The following is a 16,766-nucleotide window of genomic DNA, read 5'->3' as shown; positions in this document are numbered from 1 at the left end:
CACCATCACCCCGTTTCACCGTCAAAATGTTCCGCTTCTCCCGATAACGAATCAGCGGCATTACTGACCAACACCACGGTAATGTTGTCGTCGCCACCTGCCTCCAACGCCTCATTGACAAGCTTTTGAGCTTTATCCTCCAGAATTTCTTCTTCCCCATTGACCAGTCTCAGGAGCTGTTCACTGCTAACCAGAGAACTTAATCCGTCGCTGCAGATCAGCAGTACATCTCCGGTTTGCCACTGGAAATCCTGGATATCCACTTCAATTGTTGCTTCTGTACCAAGAGCTCTAGTCAGAACATTCCGGCGGGGATGATGAGTAGCCTCTTCACGGGTAATTTGTCCGTTCTTAACCAGCTCGTTGACTAGAGAATGGTCTTCCGTCAATTGCTCTATCGCACCGCCGCTGATCCGGTAGGCTCTGCTGTCTCCGATATGTCCGATAACGACCGACTGCGTGTCAGCCAACACGGTAACTACAGTCGTTCCCATGCCATAGTAGTTTTCACGCTCAGAGGCAACATCAAAAATTTGCCGGTTCGCAAGCTCCACGGCTTGCTTTACCAGCTCCCGCCGCTGCTCGATAGTTGCATCACGGGCAATGCTTTGCAATTCACTCTGAATAATATCCACAGCCATTTGACTGGCGACATCCCCCGCTTGATGTCCGCCCATTCCGTCGGCCACGATAGCCAAAACGAAACCATTCAAATTTTCCTGAACAATCGCACGGTCTTCGTTGACCATACGGACGCGCCCTACATCCGTTTGATTGGCCGTTTTCACCATGGTTCTCCTCACCTCGCACCTGACTCCATATGCTTGGCACGCAGCTGTCCGCATGCCGCAGCGATATCGCTTCCTTGTTCCCGGCGTATGGTTGCGTTAATTTTGTTACGTTCTAGTATACGCTGGAACGTAAAGATATCGTCCCTAGGCGTCCGCACATAATCCCGCTCCGACACGAAATTGACAGGGATCAGATTGACATGGGCCATAGGAAACTGCTTAAGTACCTCAGCCAGTTCCTCCGCATGCTCCGGACGATCGTTAACTCCGCCCATAAGCGCGTACTCGAACGTAATGCGCCGGCCGGTTTTGGCAACGTAATATTTACAGGCTTCAATAAGGTCAGCGAAAGGAAATCTGCGGTTGACCGGCATCAGCTTGGAACGGAGCTTATCGTTCGGCGCATGAATCGATATCGCAAGATTGATTTGCGTCTGTTCGTCGGCAAAGCGGTAAATGTTCGGTACGATCCCGCTTGTGGATACAGTGATATGCCGTTGCCCGATATTCAGCCCTTTGGGATGAATCATCACCTGCAAAAACTTCATCATCGCATCATAGTTTTCAAACGGCTCGCCGATCCCCATGATAACGATGCTGCTTACCCGCTCCCCAGTGGCATCAAGCAGCTGCTGGGCTTTTACCACCTGGGCGATAATCTCCCCGGGTGCCAGATTGCGTTTGAGCCCCGTTAAGGTCGATGCACAGAAGGTACAGCCAACTCTGCAGCCGACCTGAGTGGTTACGCACACGCTGTTGCCATAGCTATGCTTCATAATAACGGTCTCGATGGCGTTTTTATCCGTCAGTTCGAACAAAAACTTGACCGTACCGTCCTTCGACTGGTATTTAGCCACTTCCGTCAGGGTAACGAAATCAAATTGTTGGGTAAGCTTATCTCGCAGCGTTTTGGACAAATTCGTCATTTCTTCGAAGCTTGATACTCTTTTCACATAGAGCCAATCGAAGATTTGCCCTGCGCGAAAAGCAGCCTCTCCATTAGCCTTCACCCACTCCTGCCATTCTTCCAATGACAAGTCGTAGACGTAAGGTTTGCTGTTCAACTGCTGCTCTTGTTTATTTGTCGATTCCAAAGTTTATCACAACCTGTTTGTCAATTAATCAATGCATACGTTTGATTTTACCATAGTTCTCGATGCTACGCTCGTTTTCGCATGGCGGCAATGAAGAAACCGTCCGATTGATGCTCATCGGGATAAATTTGCCGCATGCCGCCTTCCGTCAGTTCAAATTCAGGATGCTCCTGCAAAAACCGGCGCATCATGCCTTCATTTTCATTGTGCTCAATAGTGCAGGTACTGTAAACAAGCACTCCGCCGGGTTTCAAAAGCGAATGTACCTCCGATAACAGCTCATGCTGGATATTGCAGATGGGGCCGAGCTCTTGCTCCTGCTTCACCCACTTCATATCAGGCTTGCGGCGGATCACTCCGAGACCTGAGCAAGGCGCATCTAGCAGAATCCGGTCAAAGCTGCCAGGCGCAAATCGTTCCTTAAGCTTACGGGCATCGGAGGTAAGGGTTCGGACCGATTGAAGCCCCAGCCGCTCCGCTTGCTCGCGGATCAGTTTTTCCTTGTGCTCATGAATATCGCACGCCCATACTTCTCCCTGATCGTCCATTTTCTCTGCTATGTGCATCGTCTTTCCGCCTGGCGCGGCGCAGCAATCAAGCACCTTGTCCCCGGGTTTCGGATCGACGGCTTCCGCTACGAGCATCGAGCTTTCGTCCTGTATGGAGAAAAGCCCTTCCGCGAACCAAGGCGTTAGGGCCATATTCCCGCCGCCTTTTACCACAACTCCCGCAGGTGCTAATTCGGATGGCTCCGCCTCATAGCCCGCTTCACGCAGCCGCTCTACCAATTCGTCACGGCTCAGCTTGGCGGTATTGGCTCTAAGACTGACCCGGGGAGGGATATTGTTTGCCTCGCAAATTCGCTCCGTACGCTCCTCTCCCAGCTGACGAATCCACCGCATGACCATCCATTCAGGATGGGAATGCTTCAGCGAGATCCGTTCTACTGGCGGCAGCTTATCCGGGATCGTGAGCGTATCCTTCTGCCGGATCACGTTGCGCAGCACGCCGTTCACCATGCCGGAAATGCCCTGGTGCCCCTTCTTCTTCGCAAGATTGACTGCTTCATTAACTACGGCATGGTCAGGGATTCGATCCAGATACATCATTTGGTAAAAGCTCATTCTTAGCAAGCTTCTTACCCATGGCTGCAGCTTGGCCATGCCTTTGGCAACAAAACGCTCCAGAAAATAGTCGATCGTATTCAAGCGTTGAAGAGTCCCGTAGACAATCTCCGTTGCCAGGCCTGCATCGGCTCTGTCCAATCCGTATTTTTGCAGCGTCTGATGAAGCAGCAGGTTGCTGTACGAGCGGTCCTGCTCTGTACGCACGAGCACGTCTAACGCAGCTTCTCTTGCTGTACCAGTCTTTGCTGCCGATTTTCCTCCATGCTGCGGCCGACTGCCGTTGCCGGCTTTCTTGCTAGCCCCGTTGCTTTTATTCACTATGCGTTATCCTCCTGCTTTTATTGCGCTGCAATGCCTAATACGGTTCCCAAGGCCAGCTGTCCGCCGCGTATCCACTGGGCCGCATCCATTGCTTTTTTACCCGCAGGCTGCAGCTCGGTAATCGTGATGGTTCCGCTGCCGGTGACCACAACGATCCCTTCTTCGCCCATGCTTACTACTGTGCCGGGCTGGCTGTTGTCCGTACGGGGCGATGCTTGTCCTGCCTCCGGCTTGCGGCAGCTCCAGATCTTCAACACTTCCCCGTTCCACAACGTATAGGCGCCTGGGCGAGGATTCAGCCCTCTAACCTGATTCCAAATAGCCAAAGCAGGCTGATGCCAATCAATCAGCTCCTGCTCCCTTGTTATATTAGGTGAGTAGATCGCTTCTGAATCGTTCTGCGGCACCGCCTGGATTCGGCCCGCTATCAGATCAGGCAATGTCTCGGTCAGCAGCTTTGCCCCAGCAATGCTTAGCTTTTCAAACATCGAGCCTTGCGTATCCATATCCTCAATGCGGACCTCGACCTTGCTGATCATATCGCCGGTATCCAAGCCTTCAGCCATATACATGATGGTCACTCCTGTTACCTCATCCCCATTCATGATAGCGTGGTGAATAGGCGCACCTCCGCGGTATTTAGGCAGCAGGGAAGCATGGATATTAATGCAGCCGTGCTTTGGAAGCTCCAACACCGATTTAGGCAGGATTTGACCATAGGCCGCCGTTACGATAAGGTCGGGCTGCAGCTGCTTCAGCTCCTCGACGGATTCGGGCCGTCTTAATCTTTCGGGCTGCAGGACAGGGATGCCATGCTTCAGCGCTTCAACCTTGACGGGCGTAGGCGTCAAAATACGCTTGCGCCCAACCGGACGATCCGGTTGGGTCACAACGCCGACAACGTTAATTCCGTTATCTAACAGGGCTTGAAGAGACGGTACGGCAAATTCCGGCGTCCCCATAAAGACTACTCTCATGATTCACCACCATGCTCATTGCGGTACATTGCTTCCGCAAGGTCGGTATAAAGAACGCCGTTCAAATGGTCAACCTCATGAAGGATGCAGCGGGCCAATAAATCCGTCCCTTCAATAACAATCTCATTGCCGTCACGGTCTAGTCCTTTTACTTTCACTCGTTGAGCCCGGCGCACATCGCCGGTCTTCCCTGGAATACTCAAGCACCCCTCCGGACCGAATTGCTCCCCTTCCTTCTCGATCACTTCAGGGTTAATAAGCTCGATCAGCCCATGCTCATCGCCGACGTCCATTACGATTACACGTTTCAATATGCCGATTTGCGGTGCCGCCAGGCCAACGCCTTCCGCGTCGTACATCGTATCGGCCATATCGTTAAGCAGCTTATGAATGTTAGCGTTGATCTTGGTCACCGGCTTGCTGATCTCACGAAGCACCGGGTCAGGATCTTTTACAATAATACGAATTGCCATTATGAACACACCTTTCTTAAGTAAGGGTGATGATAAAGTACGTCATCACATGCACATGTTGAATCTGTTGAATCTATGGTATGGGATAAGAACGAATATCACATCAATACTTGCGGGTCCACATCCACGCTAATGGTAAGCTTGTGCTGCTTCTCCATATCCTCGAATGCGGATACCGCACGCCGTACAAGTCCGGATATGGTAGCTTCTCCACGATATTTTATCATGCATTGAAATCGATATCTATCTTTGATTCGGGCAATGGGCGATGCGACCGGGCCCAATATTTCAACCGGAAGCGGGTGCAGCTCCTTGGCAAGCTCCTTCAGCCGGCCAGCCAAAGCTTCCGCCGTCCTCATCAGTAACGGGATCTGTTCATGGCTCATCGTGATCAGTATCAGCCTGTGAAACGGAGGATACTCATGCAGCTTGCGAAGCGTCATTTCCCTCTCCATAAAGCTGGCATAATCATGCCTGCTGGCACTGATAATGCTGTAATGCTCAGGGGCATAGGTCTGAACGAACACCTCTCCGGGAAGCTCATGCCTGCCCGCTCTTCCCGCCACCTGCGTCAGCAGCTGGAACGTACGCTCCGCCGCCCGGAAATCCGGCAAATTCAATACCGTATCCGCAGCCAAAGCCCCAACCAGAGTGACATGAGGAAAATCGAGCCCCTTAGCTACCATCTGGGTTCCAAGCAGGACATCCGCCTGCCGGTTGCGGAACATGGTCAGCCACTTTTCATGGGAGCCCTTCTCCGTTGTCGTATCGACATCCATGCGAATGACCCGGATGCCCGGAAACAGTTTACTGAGTTCTTCCTCTACGCGTTGAGTTCCCGTACCGAAATGCCGGATATGCTCGCTGCTGCAGGACGGACAAACCGTCAACTCGCGCTCGGCATACCCGCAGTAATGACAGCGGATCGCACGCGAGCTCTGATGGTAAGTCAAAGAAATATCGCAATGCGGGCATTGAGCCACATATCCGCAGGTGCGGCACATCACGAATGTGGAGTAGCCCCGGCGGTTCAACAGCAAAACAATCTGTTCTTTCTTGTGTAACCGTTCTTCAATCGCTTTATACAAGCCGCGGCTAAACATGGAGCGATTGCCGTTTCGGAGCTCCTCCCTCATGTCAATAATCTGCACTTTGGGAAGAGGCCTTCCTTCAACCCGATTATGCATCGTCAGCAGTTCAAAACGAACGCGATCTTTTTTTACACGCTGTACGGCAGGCGTATCCGAAGCACTTTCCGCATCATCAAAAAGCGGCAGACTTTGAACCTCTACCGTTTCTGCTTGCTGACGGACCGCCGGTGCCGATACAGGCAGCGTTCCATACATGCTTTCAAGGGATGGAGTAGCCGAACCCAGGACAACTGCCGCATCGTGCTGTGAAGCTCGGGCGACAGCTACATCCCTGGCATGATATTTAGGGCTTTCCTCCTGCTTGTACGAAGATTCGTGCTCTTCATCAATAATAATCAGGCCGATTTGGGTAAAAGGAGCAAAGATCGCCGATCTCGCCCCGATGACGACGCGTACCTGTTTAAGCATGATTTTGCGCCACTCATCATAACGCTCTCCATGAGACAAACGGCTGTGCAGCACTGCTACAAGATCGCCGAAACGGCCTTTGAACCGTTCCACCATTTGGGGCGTCAGCGAGATTTCCGGAACGAGAACGATCGCTTCCCGCCCTTGATCGAGGCAGGTTTGAATCGATTGCAAATACACTTCCGTTTTTCCGCTGCCGGTAACCCCGTGAAGCAGAAACACTCTATGCTCACGGTTTGTGACCGCCTGAGCGATTTTGCCGAACACCTGCTGCTGTTCGGGCATTAAAGGCAGCGGCTCCGTTCTGTTGAATTTTCTCTGTGCATAGGGATCGCGGAATACTTCGACCTCTTTAATGGTAAGCCATCCCTTATCCGCCAGGCTCTTCACCGTACTTGCGCTGATTCCGAGCTCATTCAATAGCTCCGTTAGCTTGATCGGGTAAGGGTGCTCCGCCAAATACAGCAGCACTTCCTTTTGCTTGCCCGCTCTTGCCGGCAGCTCCCTTTCCCATTCCAGCAGCCGTTCGGGCTCATCCGGCGGAAACACTGTCAGCACTTTTTTGGCTGCCATCCGGTCTTTGATCATTTGCATTTCAATCAGAAGCCCTTCTTCGATCAATTGCTTGATCTCAGCCCCGGAGGAGCTGAATTTTTGAAAAAGAGCTCCCATTTCTACTGAACCTTTTTCGCGTACAAACCGGATAATCTCTTGCTGCACCGGAAGAAGCAGAACATGCTGACCGTTTGGCAGGATCACTGAAGTGTCTGCCGCAGCCACATGCCGTTCATATTTGGCCTTTAAAGCGCCGGGAATCATTGCTTGCAAGGCAGTGATTTCGTTGCACAGATAAGTCTGGCTAATCCAATGTGCCAGCGCAACCAAATCCGGAGTTAATGGGGGATACAGATCCATAACCTCTTCAATAGGCTTTACTTTACCGGGATCAATATCCGATCGTTGATGCAGCTCGACGACGAACCCTTGCAGCTTGCGCGGGCCAAACGGGACGCCGACCCGGCTTCCGACAGCCACCCACTCCCGCATGGCTTCGGGAACAAAATAATCGAAAGCGCGGTTAGTTTGCTTGGCCGGGACGTCCACTATGACTTTTGCGTACATCAGTTCGCCTTATCTCCCTTCTTGATCCGTTCCGCCACATGGACTAGCAGATTCCTGGCTACTTCAAGCTTGCTCATGACCGGAAGAGCCTCGACCAGTCCGTTATTATCGTAAATTCGAACCACATTCGTGTCCGTGCCGAATCCAGCCCCTTCTTGAGTCACGTCGTTAGCGACGAGCAAATCGCAGTTTTTGCGTTTCAGCTTATCGATAGCATGCTCGTCAATGCGTTCCGTTTCCGCGGCGAAGCCAACGATATACTGATGCGTCTTAAGACTGCCGATTGTCTGCAAAATATCCGGATTTTTCACGAGCTTCAGTGTCATTTCCTCGTCCTGTTTCTTGATCTTCTGCTTCGCCTGCTCCGCAGGACGATAATCGGCTACAGCCGCAGCCTTAATAAGAATATCCGTATCCGGCATTCTGGACACAACCGCTTCCAGCATGTCTTGGGCAGACTCTATGCGCACGGTGCGAATTCCTTCAGGAAGCGCAGCCGACGCCTTACCGACTACCAAAGTGACATCCGCTCCCATACTCCGGGCCGCTTCCGCAATGGCAAAGCCCATTTTCCCTGAGGAATCGTTGGTCAAGTAACGTACCGGGTCAATCCGTTCGACGGTTCCCCCTGCCGTAACAAGCAGCTTCTTTCCTTGCAGCAGCTTACGATCCGCAAAAAAACGCTCGATAGCCGCAACGATTTGTTCCGGCTCCTCCAGCCTGCCTTTGCCGACATAGCCGCAAGCCAGCTGTCCAGTTCCCGGCTCAATAAACCGTACCCCGCGATCGGCTAACGTTCGCATATTGGCCTGGACGGCCGGATGGCCATACATATGTACATTCATTGCCGGAGCAACAAAGATCGGAGCCGTCGTTGCAAGCAGTGTTGTACTGAGCATGTCATCTGCCAGACCTTGAGCCATCTTGGCGATGATATTCGCCGTTGCAGGCGCAACAACAACCAAATCGGCGCGATCGGCCAAATCGATATGCGAAACAACCGATGCATCCTTCTCGTCGAACGTATCCACAATCACATCATGCCGGGATAGCGTTTGAAAGGTCAGCGGCGCAATAAAGCGAGTCGCCGATTCCGTCATGATCACTCTGACATCCGCACCTGCCTGCTTCAGCTTGCTGCAGATAGCAGCCGCTTTATAAGCGGCGATGCCTCCGCTGACACCTAAAAGTATCGTCTTACCGTTCAGCATCCGGTCCACCTCCCGATATTCGAGAAAAAAATAACAACCACGAGGGTTGTTGGTAAAGGTTACTTCACTGATTCTTTATTTTGCAGCTTCTCGTAAGAAATGTGATCTTCATAAATTTCTTCCAGCGCCAGACCGACAAATTTATGCGATCTTTTGTTGCGAACCTCGGTTTTGGAACCGTCGCGAAGCATTCTGGCCCGCTTGGCTGCCGCTACTACTAACGAATATTTACTGTCTACTTTGTCCAGCAATTTATCGATTGAAGGATATAACATGCTTAGTTCACCTCTGCCATCCATTGTTTGATTTTATTAACGACTCTTTCTTTACGGCAATGCTCTGATACGATAATCGACTGAATCCTGGAACAGGCATTCTCCACACGATCGTTAACGATTGCGTAATCATAATGCTCCATTAGACGAATCTCATCCATGGCGACCGACATCCGGTTGCGGATGGATTCCTCAGACTCTGTCCCCCGGCCGACAATGCGGTTCTCAAGCTCATCCATGGAAGGAGGCAGCAGGAAGATAAATACGCCTTCCGGGAACTTTTGCTTCACCTTCAGCGCACCCTGCACTTCGATTTCGAGGATGATATCGTTACCGGCATTTAATGTGTCATCCACGAATTTTCTTGGGGTTCCATAATAATTTCCGACGTATTCCGCCCATTCCAGCATCTGGTCCTCTTCGATCAGCTTCTGGAACTGCTCTCTCGTCTTAAAGAAATAGTTTACTCCGTCCACTTCCCCTTGCCGTGGCTCACGGGTAGTGGCGGATACCGAATAGATCAGCTCGGGCGCGCATTGTCTTAAGGCCTTGCATACTGTTCCCTTGCCTACTCCGGATGGACCCGAAAGTACAATTAAGATTCCCTTTTCCTTACTCGTCATGATCATCGTCCTTATTAGAAAGTCGATGGGCCACCGTTTCTGGCTGCACAGCAGACAAGATGACATGATCGCTGTCCGTTATAATCACTGCACGCGTACGGCGGCCGTAGGTTGCATCAATCAGCATGTGACGGTCGCGCGCTTCTTGGATAATTCTTTTGATAGGCGCGGATTCCGGACTCACGATGGAAATGATTCGGTTAGCGGATACGATGTTACCGAATCCGATATTAATAAGTTTGATTGCCATCTTGTTTCCTCCTAAGAGCTTTCCCGAACGGGAAGTACATCGTAAGCTCAGCAGATGATATTGAAAAGGATGTCTGCACTCATGAACATCGTCTGAGCTTCTCCACAGGTAAAGCCTACATCGTAAAGCATAACCCAAGCCTGCTGTCGCAAAACGTGGTTGTTACTCAATATTTTGAATCTGCTCTCTCATTTTCTCCAGCTCCGCCTTCATTTCAACTACGATGGCGGTAAGACCGGCATGATTGGCTTTGGAGCCGATGGTGTTCACTTCTCTATTCATTTCCTGAACTAGAAAATCCAGCTTCCTACCTATCGGCTCTGGCGAGCTTAGCAGCTGCCTGCACTGCTGAAAATGACTAAGCAGTCTTGTTATTTCTTCATCCACATTGGCACGGTCCGCAAACACGGCTACCTCCGTTGCCAGCCGCACTTCATCAATCACAGGCTGCTGCATCAGCTCCTGAATTCGGGCACGCAGCTTGACAGCATAATCCTGCACAGCCTGAGGCGATAATCGGCGCGCCTGCTCAAGGTATAATTCCAGAGCCTGCACGCGCTGCAGCGTATCTTCCCCTAAATGGGCTCCCTCCAAGGTACGCATCTGGATGAGCTGCTGAACCGCTTCTTGAACACACAGTGTCCATTCGCGCTCCATATCCTCTTCGGCTGCTTCATCCGTCTCACGGAACGTTATCAGCTCAGGTATGCGCAGGTAGTCTTGAAGCGTCAATGAGCCTTCCAATCCGAACTTTGCCTTCAACTGATCGGCCGCTGAACGATATGCCTCAGCTGCTACCCAGTTGATCTCCATGGAACCGGCTGCATCCGTCTTCCGCTCCACCGACACAAATACGTCTACGCGGCCGCGCTTGATTTCCTGCTGAACGACGCGCTTTACGAGGTCTTCATATTTCATCCATTCTCGGGGCATCCGGACTTGCACTTCACAATAGCGGTGATTGACGGATTTCACGTCCATCTGAACATGGTAACCCGCAAAGGAACGATTTGCTTGTCCGAATCCGGTCATACTGCGAACCATGGCATTCACATCCATTATTCTATATTAATTCATTTTGTCAATGGGTACAAGTGGAAACTGCCAGGCCGGATTTCTCCCACACATAGTTCGTCAGCTGTACCGTCATTTCATAGGAAAGGAACGGCGTCATCAAATAAATACCGTTAAAATATTTCATCGCCGTATCCAGCAATTCTTTGGCGATTTGTACCCCCATAGCGCGGCCTTCTTCACCCTTCAGTTCTCCCATCCTCTGACGCACGTCGTCGGACAATTGAATTCCGGGCACCTCGTTATGGAGATAGGTTGCGTTGCCTCCGCTTGCCAGAGGCATGATACCGATAAAAATAGGAACGGATAAATGCTTCGTCGCTTCATATATTTTTTCTATTAATTCCGCATTATAAACAGGCTGCGTCATAATATAATCCGCGCCCGCTTCAATTTTGCGCTCCAGCCTTTGAACGGCTTTGTCCAAATATTTGACGTTAGGATTAAATGCGGCTCCGATAATAAAATTAGCCGTCTTCTTAAGCGCCTTACCCGAGAAGGCGACTCCTTCGTTCAACTGCTTGATCATACGGATGATTTCGAACGAAGTCAAGTCGTACACCGAGCTGGAGCCGGGCAAATCGCCGAATCGCGCAGGGTCGCCTGTTACGGCAAGCACATGGTCGATTCCAAGTGCGTGTAGACCCATCATGTGCGACTGGGTTCCGATCATATTCCGGTCGCGGCACGCGATATGAATCAGCGGTCGCAGGCCCGTCTGTTCTTTTACCAAATAACCGAGAGCCAAGTTGCTCATCCGCGTTACGGCAAGGGAATTGTCCGCCATCGTTAATGCATCGACGCGGGCTTCTTTCAGCGCTTGGGCGCCTTGCATAAATTTGGTGATATCCAAGTCCCTCGGAGGATCCAGCTCTACAATGACAGTATGGCGCTGTTTGACCAGCTCCACGATGTTGGGCTCCCGATTGGAAGCTCCTCCATCTGGAAACGGTGCGAACTGGAGCTCGGCCGCCTTCGATTTCTCTTGCTCTGCCGACGACACAGTCCCCGCGTTCTGTAAGCGGGTAACTTTTGTCGCATCCGGTGTGTACTCATGCAGCGATTGCGCCATGGCAGCAACATGCTCGGGAGTCGTACCGCAGCATCCTCCGATGATCCGGGCGCCCAGATCGGCAAACTTGAGCGCCGTCTCGGCAAAATATTGCGGTGTCGCCGCATACGTAAACCGCCCGTCCACATAATCCGGTATTCCCGCATTCGGGAAAACCGAAAACGGAAGCGGATCGCTCATTCCGGCCACTTTTTCAAGCGAACGGAGCAAGCCGTTAGGACCGCTTCGGCAGTTAAAGCCGACGACGTCCGCTCCATGCTGCTTCAGCTTGGCGAAGGCTTCCGGCAGCGTTACTCCGTCATGGGTCGTCCCGGTGCCTTCCGTGGCAAATTGACAGATGACAGGAATGTCGCTCAGCTTGCGAATGATTTTGAGCGCAATCAGCATTTCTTCCAGATCATAAAACGATTCCAGAAGCAGACCGTCGATCTGCGTATCAAGCAGTATTTCGATTTGCTGGCGCAAATCTTCCTTTACCTTTGTTGTCCGCACATTTTTTCTTTTGCCGGCTCGTATCGACCCGATCGCTCCGACGACGTAAGCATCTTCTCCGACCGCTTTACGGGCAAGCTCTACACCTGCGCGGTTAATAGCCTCTACGTCCTGCTCCAAACCGTATTTGGACAGCTTTTCGCGATTGGCAGAAAAGGTGTTCGTTTCAATAATCCGCGCGCCCGCCTCGTAATAACGGCGATGGACGTCCATAATAACATCCGGCTTTAACAGATTCAATTCCTCATAGGAAATTCCGACCGGAAACCCCAATTGGTACAAATAAGTCCCCATGGCTCCATCGCCGACCAATATGTGCTGACGGAGCGCTTCTCTCAACTCAAGCTTCATTATCTTCCGCCTCGCTTTTCCCCAATAAATGCGCTCATTACAATGTTACGGTGCCTTCGAACACTTGCTCCGCCGGACCGGTCATGAACACGTGATTGCTTGCCTCGTCCCATTCTATGAATAAATCCCCGCCTTTTAAGGAAACCGTGGCCGCACGCTCCGATTTACCGTTCAGAACGGAGGCAACCAGCGTCGCACAGGCGCCGGTTCCGCAAGCGAGCGTCGGTCCCGCTCCCCGCTCCCATACTCGCATATCCATAGCGACGGGGGATTTGACCGTTACAAATTCTACGTTGACGCGGCGAGGAAACATAGGATGTACTTCAAGCTTGGGTCCCCAAGCAGCCAAGTCAAAGCCTACGGCATCCTCCACATAGATTACGCAGTGAGGATTCCCCATCGAAACGGCTGTAAACGCAAACTGGCGTCCGTCTACTTCGATAGGGTGGTTCATTACGACATCGAGGTCGAGTGCCGTCGGCACTTCCGTTCCTTTTAATATCGGCGCACCCATATCTACACGGACTGCTGTCACCTTCCCATTATCAACCGTAAGCTGAACTTGTTGAGCTCCCGCTCCGATCGTTTCCACCGTGATCTCCCGTCTATCAGGGTCGACCAGACCATGCTCGTAAATATATTTGGCAACACAGCGAACTGCATTGCCGCATTGTTCGGATTCGGAGCCGTCCGAATTTATAATTCTCATCTTATAATCCGCTATTTCTGAAGGAAGTATATATACTAAACCGTCTGCCCCGATTCCGAAAAACCGGCTGCACAGCCGGACCGCAAGCTGGCTCGCGTCGGCAGGAAGTTCTTTTTCTCCTCCGACAACGATAAAATCATTCCCGAGTCCATGCATTTTTGTAAAGTTCATTGCTTCTCCCCTGCTTTCTATCCTACTCCCGTATTCTTTTGGTTTAGCCATTATCATAACGCAAAAACAAGGTAATGCATAGTTTTTCCGCAAAATTTTAACCGATTTCGGGCTAAAAAGCAAAAAACCGGCTCATGGGCATTTTTCCCATCGCCGGTCTTGCGGAATCTGTTTATCTTGCCGCCGGTTTGGCGCTGCCGTAACGGATCGGTTTGCGCTTGGACGGCTTGCTCATCAGGCTGCCGAAGCCCATGAAGAACGTCGGAATGCCTGCGAAAATCAATACGATAATCCAATCCTTCCACCCGAGCGGAACGGTTTTGAAAATCGGCTGAAGCTGCTCCACATACAATACGGCCAGCATAAGGATCAGCGATGAAACGACAGCGAGCACCAGGTAGCCGTTCTGAAGCGGATTACGGTGGAAGATCGAGCGGGAGCTGCGGCAGTCAAAGACATGAATCAGCTGAGCCATAACCAACGTAGCGAAGGCAACCGTCTGAGCTTTTACCAGTACGTCCGCCTCATTCTTGCCTCCTTGATGGAGCATGATCATGAACGCAGCCAGGGTACATACGCCGATCAGAATCCCGCGGCTAATAATTTTCCAGCCAAGACGCCGGGCAAATATATTTTCCCTTGCCGGGCGCGGCTTTTGCTGCATGAGATCCTTTTCCGCCTGGTCGACGCCGAGAGCCATTGCCGGAAGACCGTCTGTCACCAGATTGACCCACAAAATCTGAATCGGAATTAACGGCAGCGGAAGACCTGCCATCATAGCAAGAAACATGGTCATAATCTCGCCTACATTGGATGCGAGCAAATAACGGATAAACTTGCGGATGTTCTCATAAATTCCGCGCCCTTCCTCTATTGCCGCCACAATCGTTGCAAAGTTATCGTCACTAAGCACAAGCGCCGAAGCTTCCTTCGATACGTCCGTGCCGCTGATGCCCATTGCTATCCCGATATCCGCCGCTTTAATAGCAGGCGCGTCGTTAACGCCATCCCCCGTCATCGCTACGACATGACCTTTTCTTTGCAGCGACTTCACGATTCGCAGCTTGTGCTCAGGGGATACCCGCGCATACACGTAGGTATCGTCAACCCGAGCGTCCAGATCGTCGTCCGACATCTGACTCAGCTGATGCCCGTTGAGTGCCAGTCCACCGTTAGGCGGGAGAATGCCCAGCTGCTTGGCGATGGCTTCGGCTGTGGACTGATGATCCCCTGTAATCATGACTGTCTTGATGCCCGCCTTGCGGCATTTGGAGATGGCATCTCGTACTTCCTTGCGAGGCGGGTCGATCATTCCGGCCAAACCGATGAAGATGAGTCCGCTTTCGACCTCCTCCTCTGCATCGCAGCGCTCTGTAGGCTTAACATCACGGTAAGCCACACCGAGAACACGAAGCGCGTTGTTTGCCATGCCTTCGTTGGCCGCCAGCACCTTTTGCTTCAGCGTCGTTGTAAACGGAATCACTCTATCGTCCCACAGGACATAGGAGCATTGATTCAGAAGCACGTCGGGTGCCCCCTTCGTGCATACCATTCGGCCGCCTTGATGCTCCACAAGCACCGACATACGTTTGCGCTCCGAATCAAAAGGATATTCCCCTACACGCCTGTACAAGCCTTCGATAGACTGCTGCGTCATCCCGGCCTTCGCCCCGAGAACGACAAGCGCTCCCTCGGTCGGGTCCCCTTTGATATTCCATGAAGAAACCGGCGAATCTTCCTCCTGCTTCTTGCGTTTGGTCTCCTGCTTTTCTTCAACTAGTATCGCATTATTACACAGCACCGATACTTGAAGAAGTCTCCGCAGCATCTGGTTTTTCTTCAGATTGACTTGGGCTCCTTTTTGAAGAATGTCGCCATGCGGGGCGTATCCGTCCCCGGTTACCTCCAACAGGTTGCCCCCCAGCCACAGATGAGTGACCGTCATCTTATTTTGAGTCAGGGTGCCCGTCTTATCGGAACAAATGACCGATGCGCAGCCCAGCGTTTCGACGGAAGGCAGCTTCCTTACGATCGCCTTGCGCTGAATCATCCGCTGCACGCCCAATGCCAGCGCGATGGTAACGATAGCGGGAAGCCCTTCAGGAATGGCGGCCACCGCCAAGCTGACTCCAGCCAGGAACATGCCGTATGGCTCTTGTCCATGCACGATACCTGCTACGACAACAAGAACGGTCAGCGCCAAAGCGACGATGATTAGTATTTTTCCGAGCTGCTCCAAACGATGCTGAAGAGGCGTATCCATGGATTCCGTGCTTTGAATCAAATCGGCGATTTTCCCCATTTCCGTATTCATTCCGGTACGTACAACAATTCCTTTGGCCGTTCCGCGCGTAATCATCGTTCCCATAAAGCCGAGATTCCGCTGATCTCCAAGCGGCACTTCTTCAGTTTGAAGCGCAGCTGTGTGCTTGCCAACAGGCACCGATTCTCCGGTCAGCGCCGATTCCTCCACGTACAAGCCGTTGGCGTCGATAAACCTCAGATCGGCAGGGATCCGGTCCCCGCTTTCCATGACGACGACATCGCCGGGAACAAGGTGCTTGGCCGGAATATGCTCGATCAATCCGCCCCGTACGACCTTCGCGTTCGGGGCCGAAAGCTCCTTGAGAGCACGAAGCGACCGTTCGGCACGGAACTCCTGGATAAAGCCCAGAATACCGTTCATGATGATAATGGCGATAATGGTGATCGCATCCAAATATTCTCCCAGGAGCCCGGAAATTAACGTCGCCCCCATCAGCACCAGCACCATGAAATCTTTAAACTGGTTTAGGAAAAGGGAGAGCGGCGATATTTTCTTCCCCTCGGACAGTTCATTGTGACCATGCTCCTTTAATCGCCTCTCCGCCTCTTCTGAAGAGAGCCCCTGTGACGGTTCGATCTGCTGGATTTGCAGAATTTCCTCAGCCGTCATTTGATACCACTGCTTGTGACCCATCTGCTCATTCCCTCCCAAAAGGTTGTACCAAAAAGGTTGTTACGATGCCTCCCCTGTTCGGAACATCACCACAAGGACAGCTTCTTTTAGTAAATGTATTCAGACAAGCCGCAAA

At 51.8% G+C, this 16,766-nt stretch carries 14 protein-coding genes; all 14 read right to left on the bottom strand.

All coding sequences use genetic code 11. The annotated features are described in order from the left end of the window. Window positions 1–5 precede the first annotated feature (5 nt). Window positions 6–791: a Stp1/IreP family PP2C-type Ser/Thr phosphatase gene (locus GGC63_RS28255; protein ID WP_192705253.1), complete on the bottom strand. Its 786-nt coding sequence runs from the start codon at window positions 789–791 to the stop codon at window positions 6–8. An 8-nt stretch (window positions 792–799) separates the two neighbouring features. Continuing rightward, a complete protein-coding gene (gene rlmN / locus GGC63_RS28250; protein WP_079910331.1) occupies window positions 800–1,885 on the bottom strand; it encodes a 23S rRNA (adenine(2503)-C(2))-methyltransferase RlmN in 1,086 nt (361 codons plus the stop codon). A gap of 65 nt (window positions 1,886–1,950) precedes the next feature. Continuing rightward, window positions 1,951–3,330, bottom strand: a complete 1,380-nt coding sequence (gene rsmB / locus GGC63_RS28245) for a 16S rRNA (cytosine(967)-C(5))-methyltransferase RsmB (protein WP_318781138.1) — start codon at window positions 3,328–3,330, stop codon at window positions 1,951–1,953. Between the two features lie 20 nt (window positions 3,331–3,350). Next, window positions 3,351–4,310: a methionyl-tRNA formyltransferase gene (gene fmt, locus GGC63_RS28240; protein ID WP_192705153.1), complete on the bottom strand. Its 960-nt coding sequence runs from the start codon at window positions 4,308–4,310 to the stop codon at window positions 3,351–3,353. Continuing rightward, window positions 4,307–4,783 (bottom strand): peptide deformylase, encoded by a 477-nt coding sequence (gene def / locus GGC63_RS28235; RefSeq protein ID WP_079910333.1) that lies wholly within the window; start codon window positions 4,781–4,783, stop codon window positions 4,307–4,309. Before def ends, fmt begins: the two co-directional genes overlap by 4 nt. Before the next feature lie 98 nt (window positions 4,784–4,881). Further along, window positions 4,882–7,464: a primosomal protein N' gene (priA, locus tag GGC63_RS28230; protein WP_192705152.1), complete on the bottom strand. Its 2,583-nt coding sequence runs from the start codon at window positions 7,462–7,464 to the stop codon at window positions 4,882–4,884. Continuing rightward, on the bottom strand, window positions 7,464–8,675 hold the full coding sequence (gene coaBC / locus GGC63_RS28225) for a bifunctional phosphopantothenoylcysteine decarboxylase/phosphopantothenate--cysteine ligase CoaBC (protein WP_079910335.1): 1,212 nt from the start codon (window positions 8,673–8,675) through the stop codon (window positions 7,464–7,466). Before coaBC ends, priA begins: the two co-directional genes overlap by 1 nt. 59 nt (window positions 8,676–8,734) lie before the next feature. Beyond that, complete coding sequence (rpoZ, locus tag GGC63_RS28220) at window positions 8,735–8,950, bottom strand: DNA-directed RNA polymerase subunit omega (protein WP_079910336.1); 216 nt, start codon at window positions 8,948–8,950, stop codon at window positions 8,735–8,737. Between the two features lie 2 nt (window positions 8,951–8,952). Then, on the bottom strand, window positions 8,953–9,573 hold the full coding sequence (gene gmk, locus GGC63_RS28215) for a guanylate kinase (RefSeq protein WP_192705151.1): 621 nt from the start codon (window positions 9,571–9,573) through the stop codon (window positions 8,953–8,955). Next, window positions 9,563–9,823, bottom strand: a complete 261-nt coding sequence (remA, locus tag GGC63_RS28210) for an extracellular matrix/biofilm regulator RemA (protein WP_009672664.1) — start codon at window positions 9,821–9,823, stop codon at window positions 9,563–9,565. The genes gmk and remA overlap by 11 nt, the downstream gene beginning before the upstream one ends. 162 nt (window positions 9,824–9,985) lie before the next feature. Further along, the gene (locus GGC63_RS28205) at window positions 9,986–10,867 is read right to left on the bottom strand and encodes a YicC/YloC family endoribonuclease (protein WP_192705150.1); all 882 of its coding nucleotides are present in this window, start codon (window positions 10,865–10,867) and stop codon (window positions 9,986–9,988) included. A 37-nt stretch (window positions 10,868–10,904) separates the two neighbouring features. Further along, the gene (locus tag GGC63_RS28200; protein ID WP_192705149.1) at window positions 10,905–12,812 is read right to left on the bottom strand and encodes a bifunctional homocysteine S-methyltransferase/methylenetetrahydrofolate reductase; all 1,908 of its coding nucleotides are present in this window, start codon (window positions 12,810–12,812) and stop codon (window positions 10,905–10,907) included. Window positions 12,813–12,849: 37 nt separating this feature from the next. Then, a complete protein-coding gene (gene dapF / locus GGC63_RS28195; RefSeq protein WP_192705148.1) occupies window positions 12,850–13,692 on the bottom strand; it encodes a diaminopimelate epimerase in 843 nt (280 codons plus the stop codon). Between the two features lie 172 nt (window positions 13,693–13,864). After that, on the bottom strand, window positions 13,865–16,651 hold the full coding sequence (locus GGC63_RS28190; RefSeq protein ID WP_192705147.1) for a calcium-translocating P-type ATPase, SERCA-type: 2,787 nt from the start codon (window positions 16,649–16,651) through the stop codon (window positions 13,865–13,867). Between the last annotated feature and the right edge of the window lie 115 nt (window positions 16,652–16,766).

This window comes from Paenibacillus sp. OAS669 (genome assembly GCF_014873645.1).
In the GTDB taxonomy this organism is placed as follows: Bacteria; Bacillota; Bacilli; order Paenibacillales; family NBRC-103111; genus Paenibacillus_S; species Paenibacillus_S vulneris.
Note: the sequence above shows the minus strand (reverse complement) of the source record. Positions and strands in the feature narration are given on the sequence as shown.

Coding starts and splice junctions, on each gene's coding strand:
- GGC63_RS28255 (WP_192705253.1), bottom strand. CDS start 791: ATGGTGAAAACGGCCAATCAAACGGATGTAGGGCGCGTCCGTATGGTC.
- fmt (WP_192705153.1), bottom strand. CDS start 4,310: ATGAGAGTAGTCTTTATGGGGACGCCGGAATTTGCCGTACCGTCTCTT.
- def (WP_079910333.1), bottom strand. CDS start 4,783: ATGGCAATTCGTATTATTGTAAAAGATCCTGACCCGGTGCTTCGTGAG.
- priA (WP_192705152.1), bottom strand. CDS start 7,464: ATGTACGCAAAAGTCATAGTGGACGTCCCGGCCAAGCAAACTAACCGC.
- coaBC (WP_079910335.1), bottom strand. CDS start 8,675: ATGCTGAACGGTAAGACGATACTTTTAGGTGTCAGCGGAGGCATCGCC.
- rpoZ (WP_079910336.1), bottom strand. CDS start 8,950: ATGTTATATCCTTCAATCGATAAATTGCTGGACAAAGTAGACAGTAAA.
- gmk (WP_192705151.1), bottom strand. CDS start 9,573: ATGACGAGTAAGGAAAAGGGAATCTTAATTGTACTTTCGGGTCCATCC.
- remA (WP_009672664.1), bottom strand. CDS start 9,823: ATGGCAATCAAACTTATTAATATCGGATTCGGTAACATCGTATCCGCT.
- GGC63_RS28205 (WP_192705150.1), bottom strand. CDS start 10,867: ATGGTTCGCAGTATGACCGGATTCGGACAAGCAAATCGTTCCTTTGCG.
- GGC63_RS28200 (WP_192705149.1), bottom strand. CDS start 12,812: ATGAAGCTTGAGTTGAGAGAAGCGCTCCGTCAGCACATATTGGTCGGC.
- dapF (WP_192705148.1), bottom strand. CDS start 13,692: ATGAACTTTACAAAAATGCATGGACTCGGGAATGATTTTATCGTTGTC.
- GGC63_RS28190 (WP_192705147.1), bottom strand. CDS start 16,651: ATGGGTCACAAGCAGTGGTATCAAATGACGGCTGAGGAAATTCTGCAA.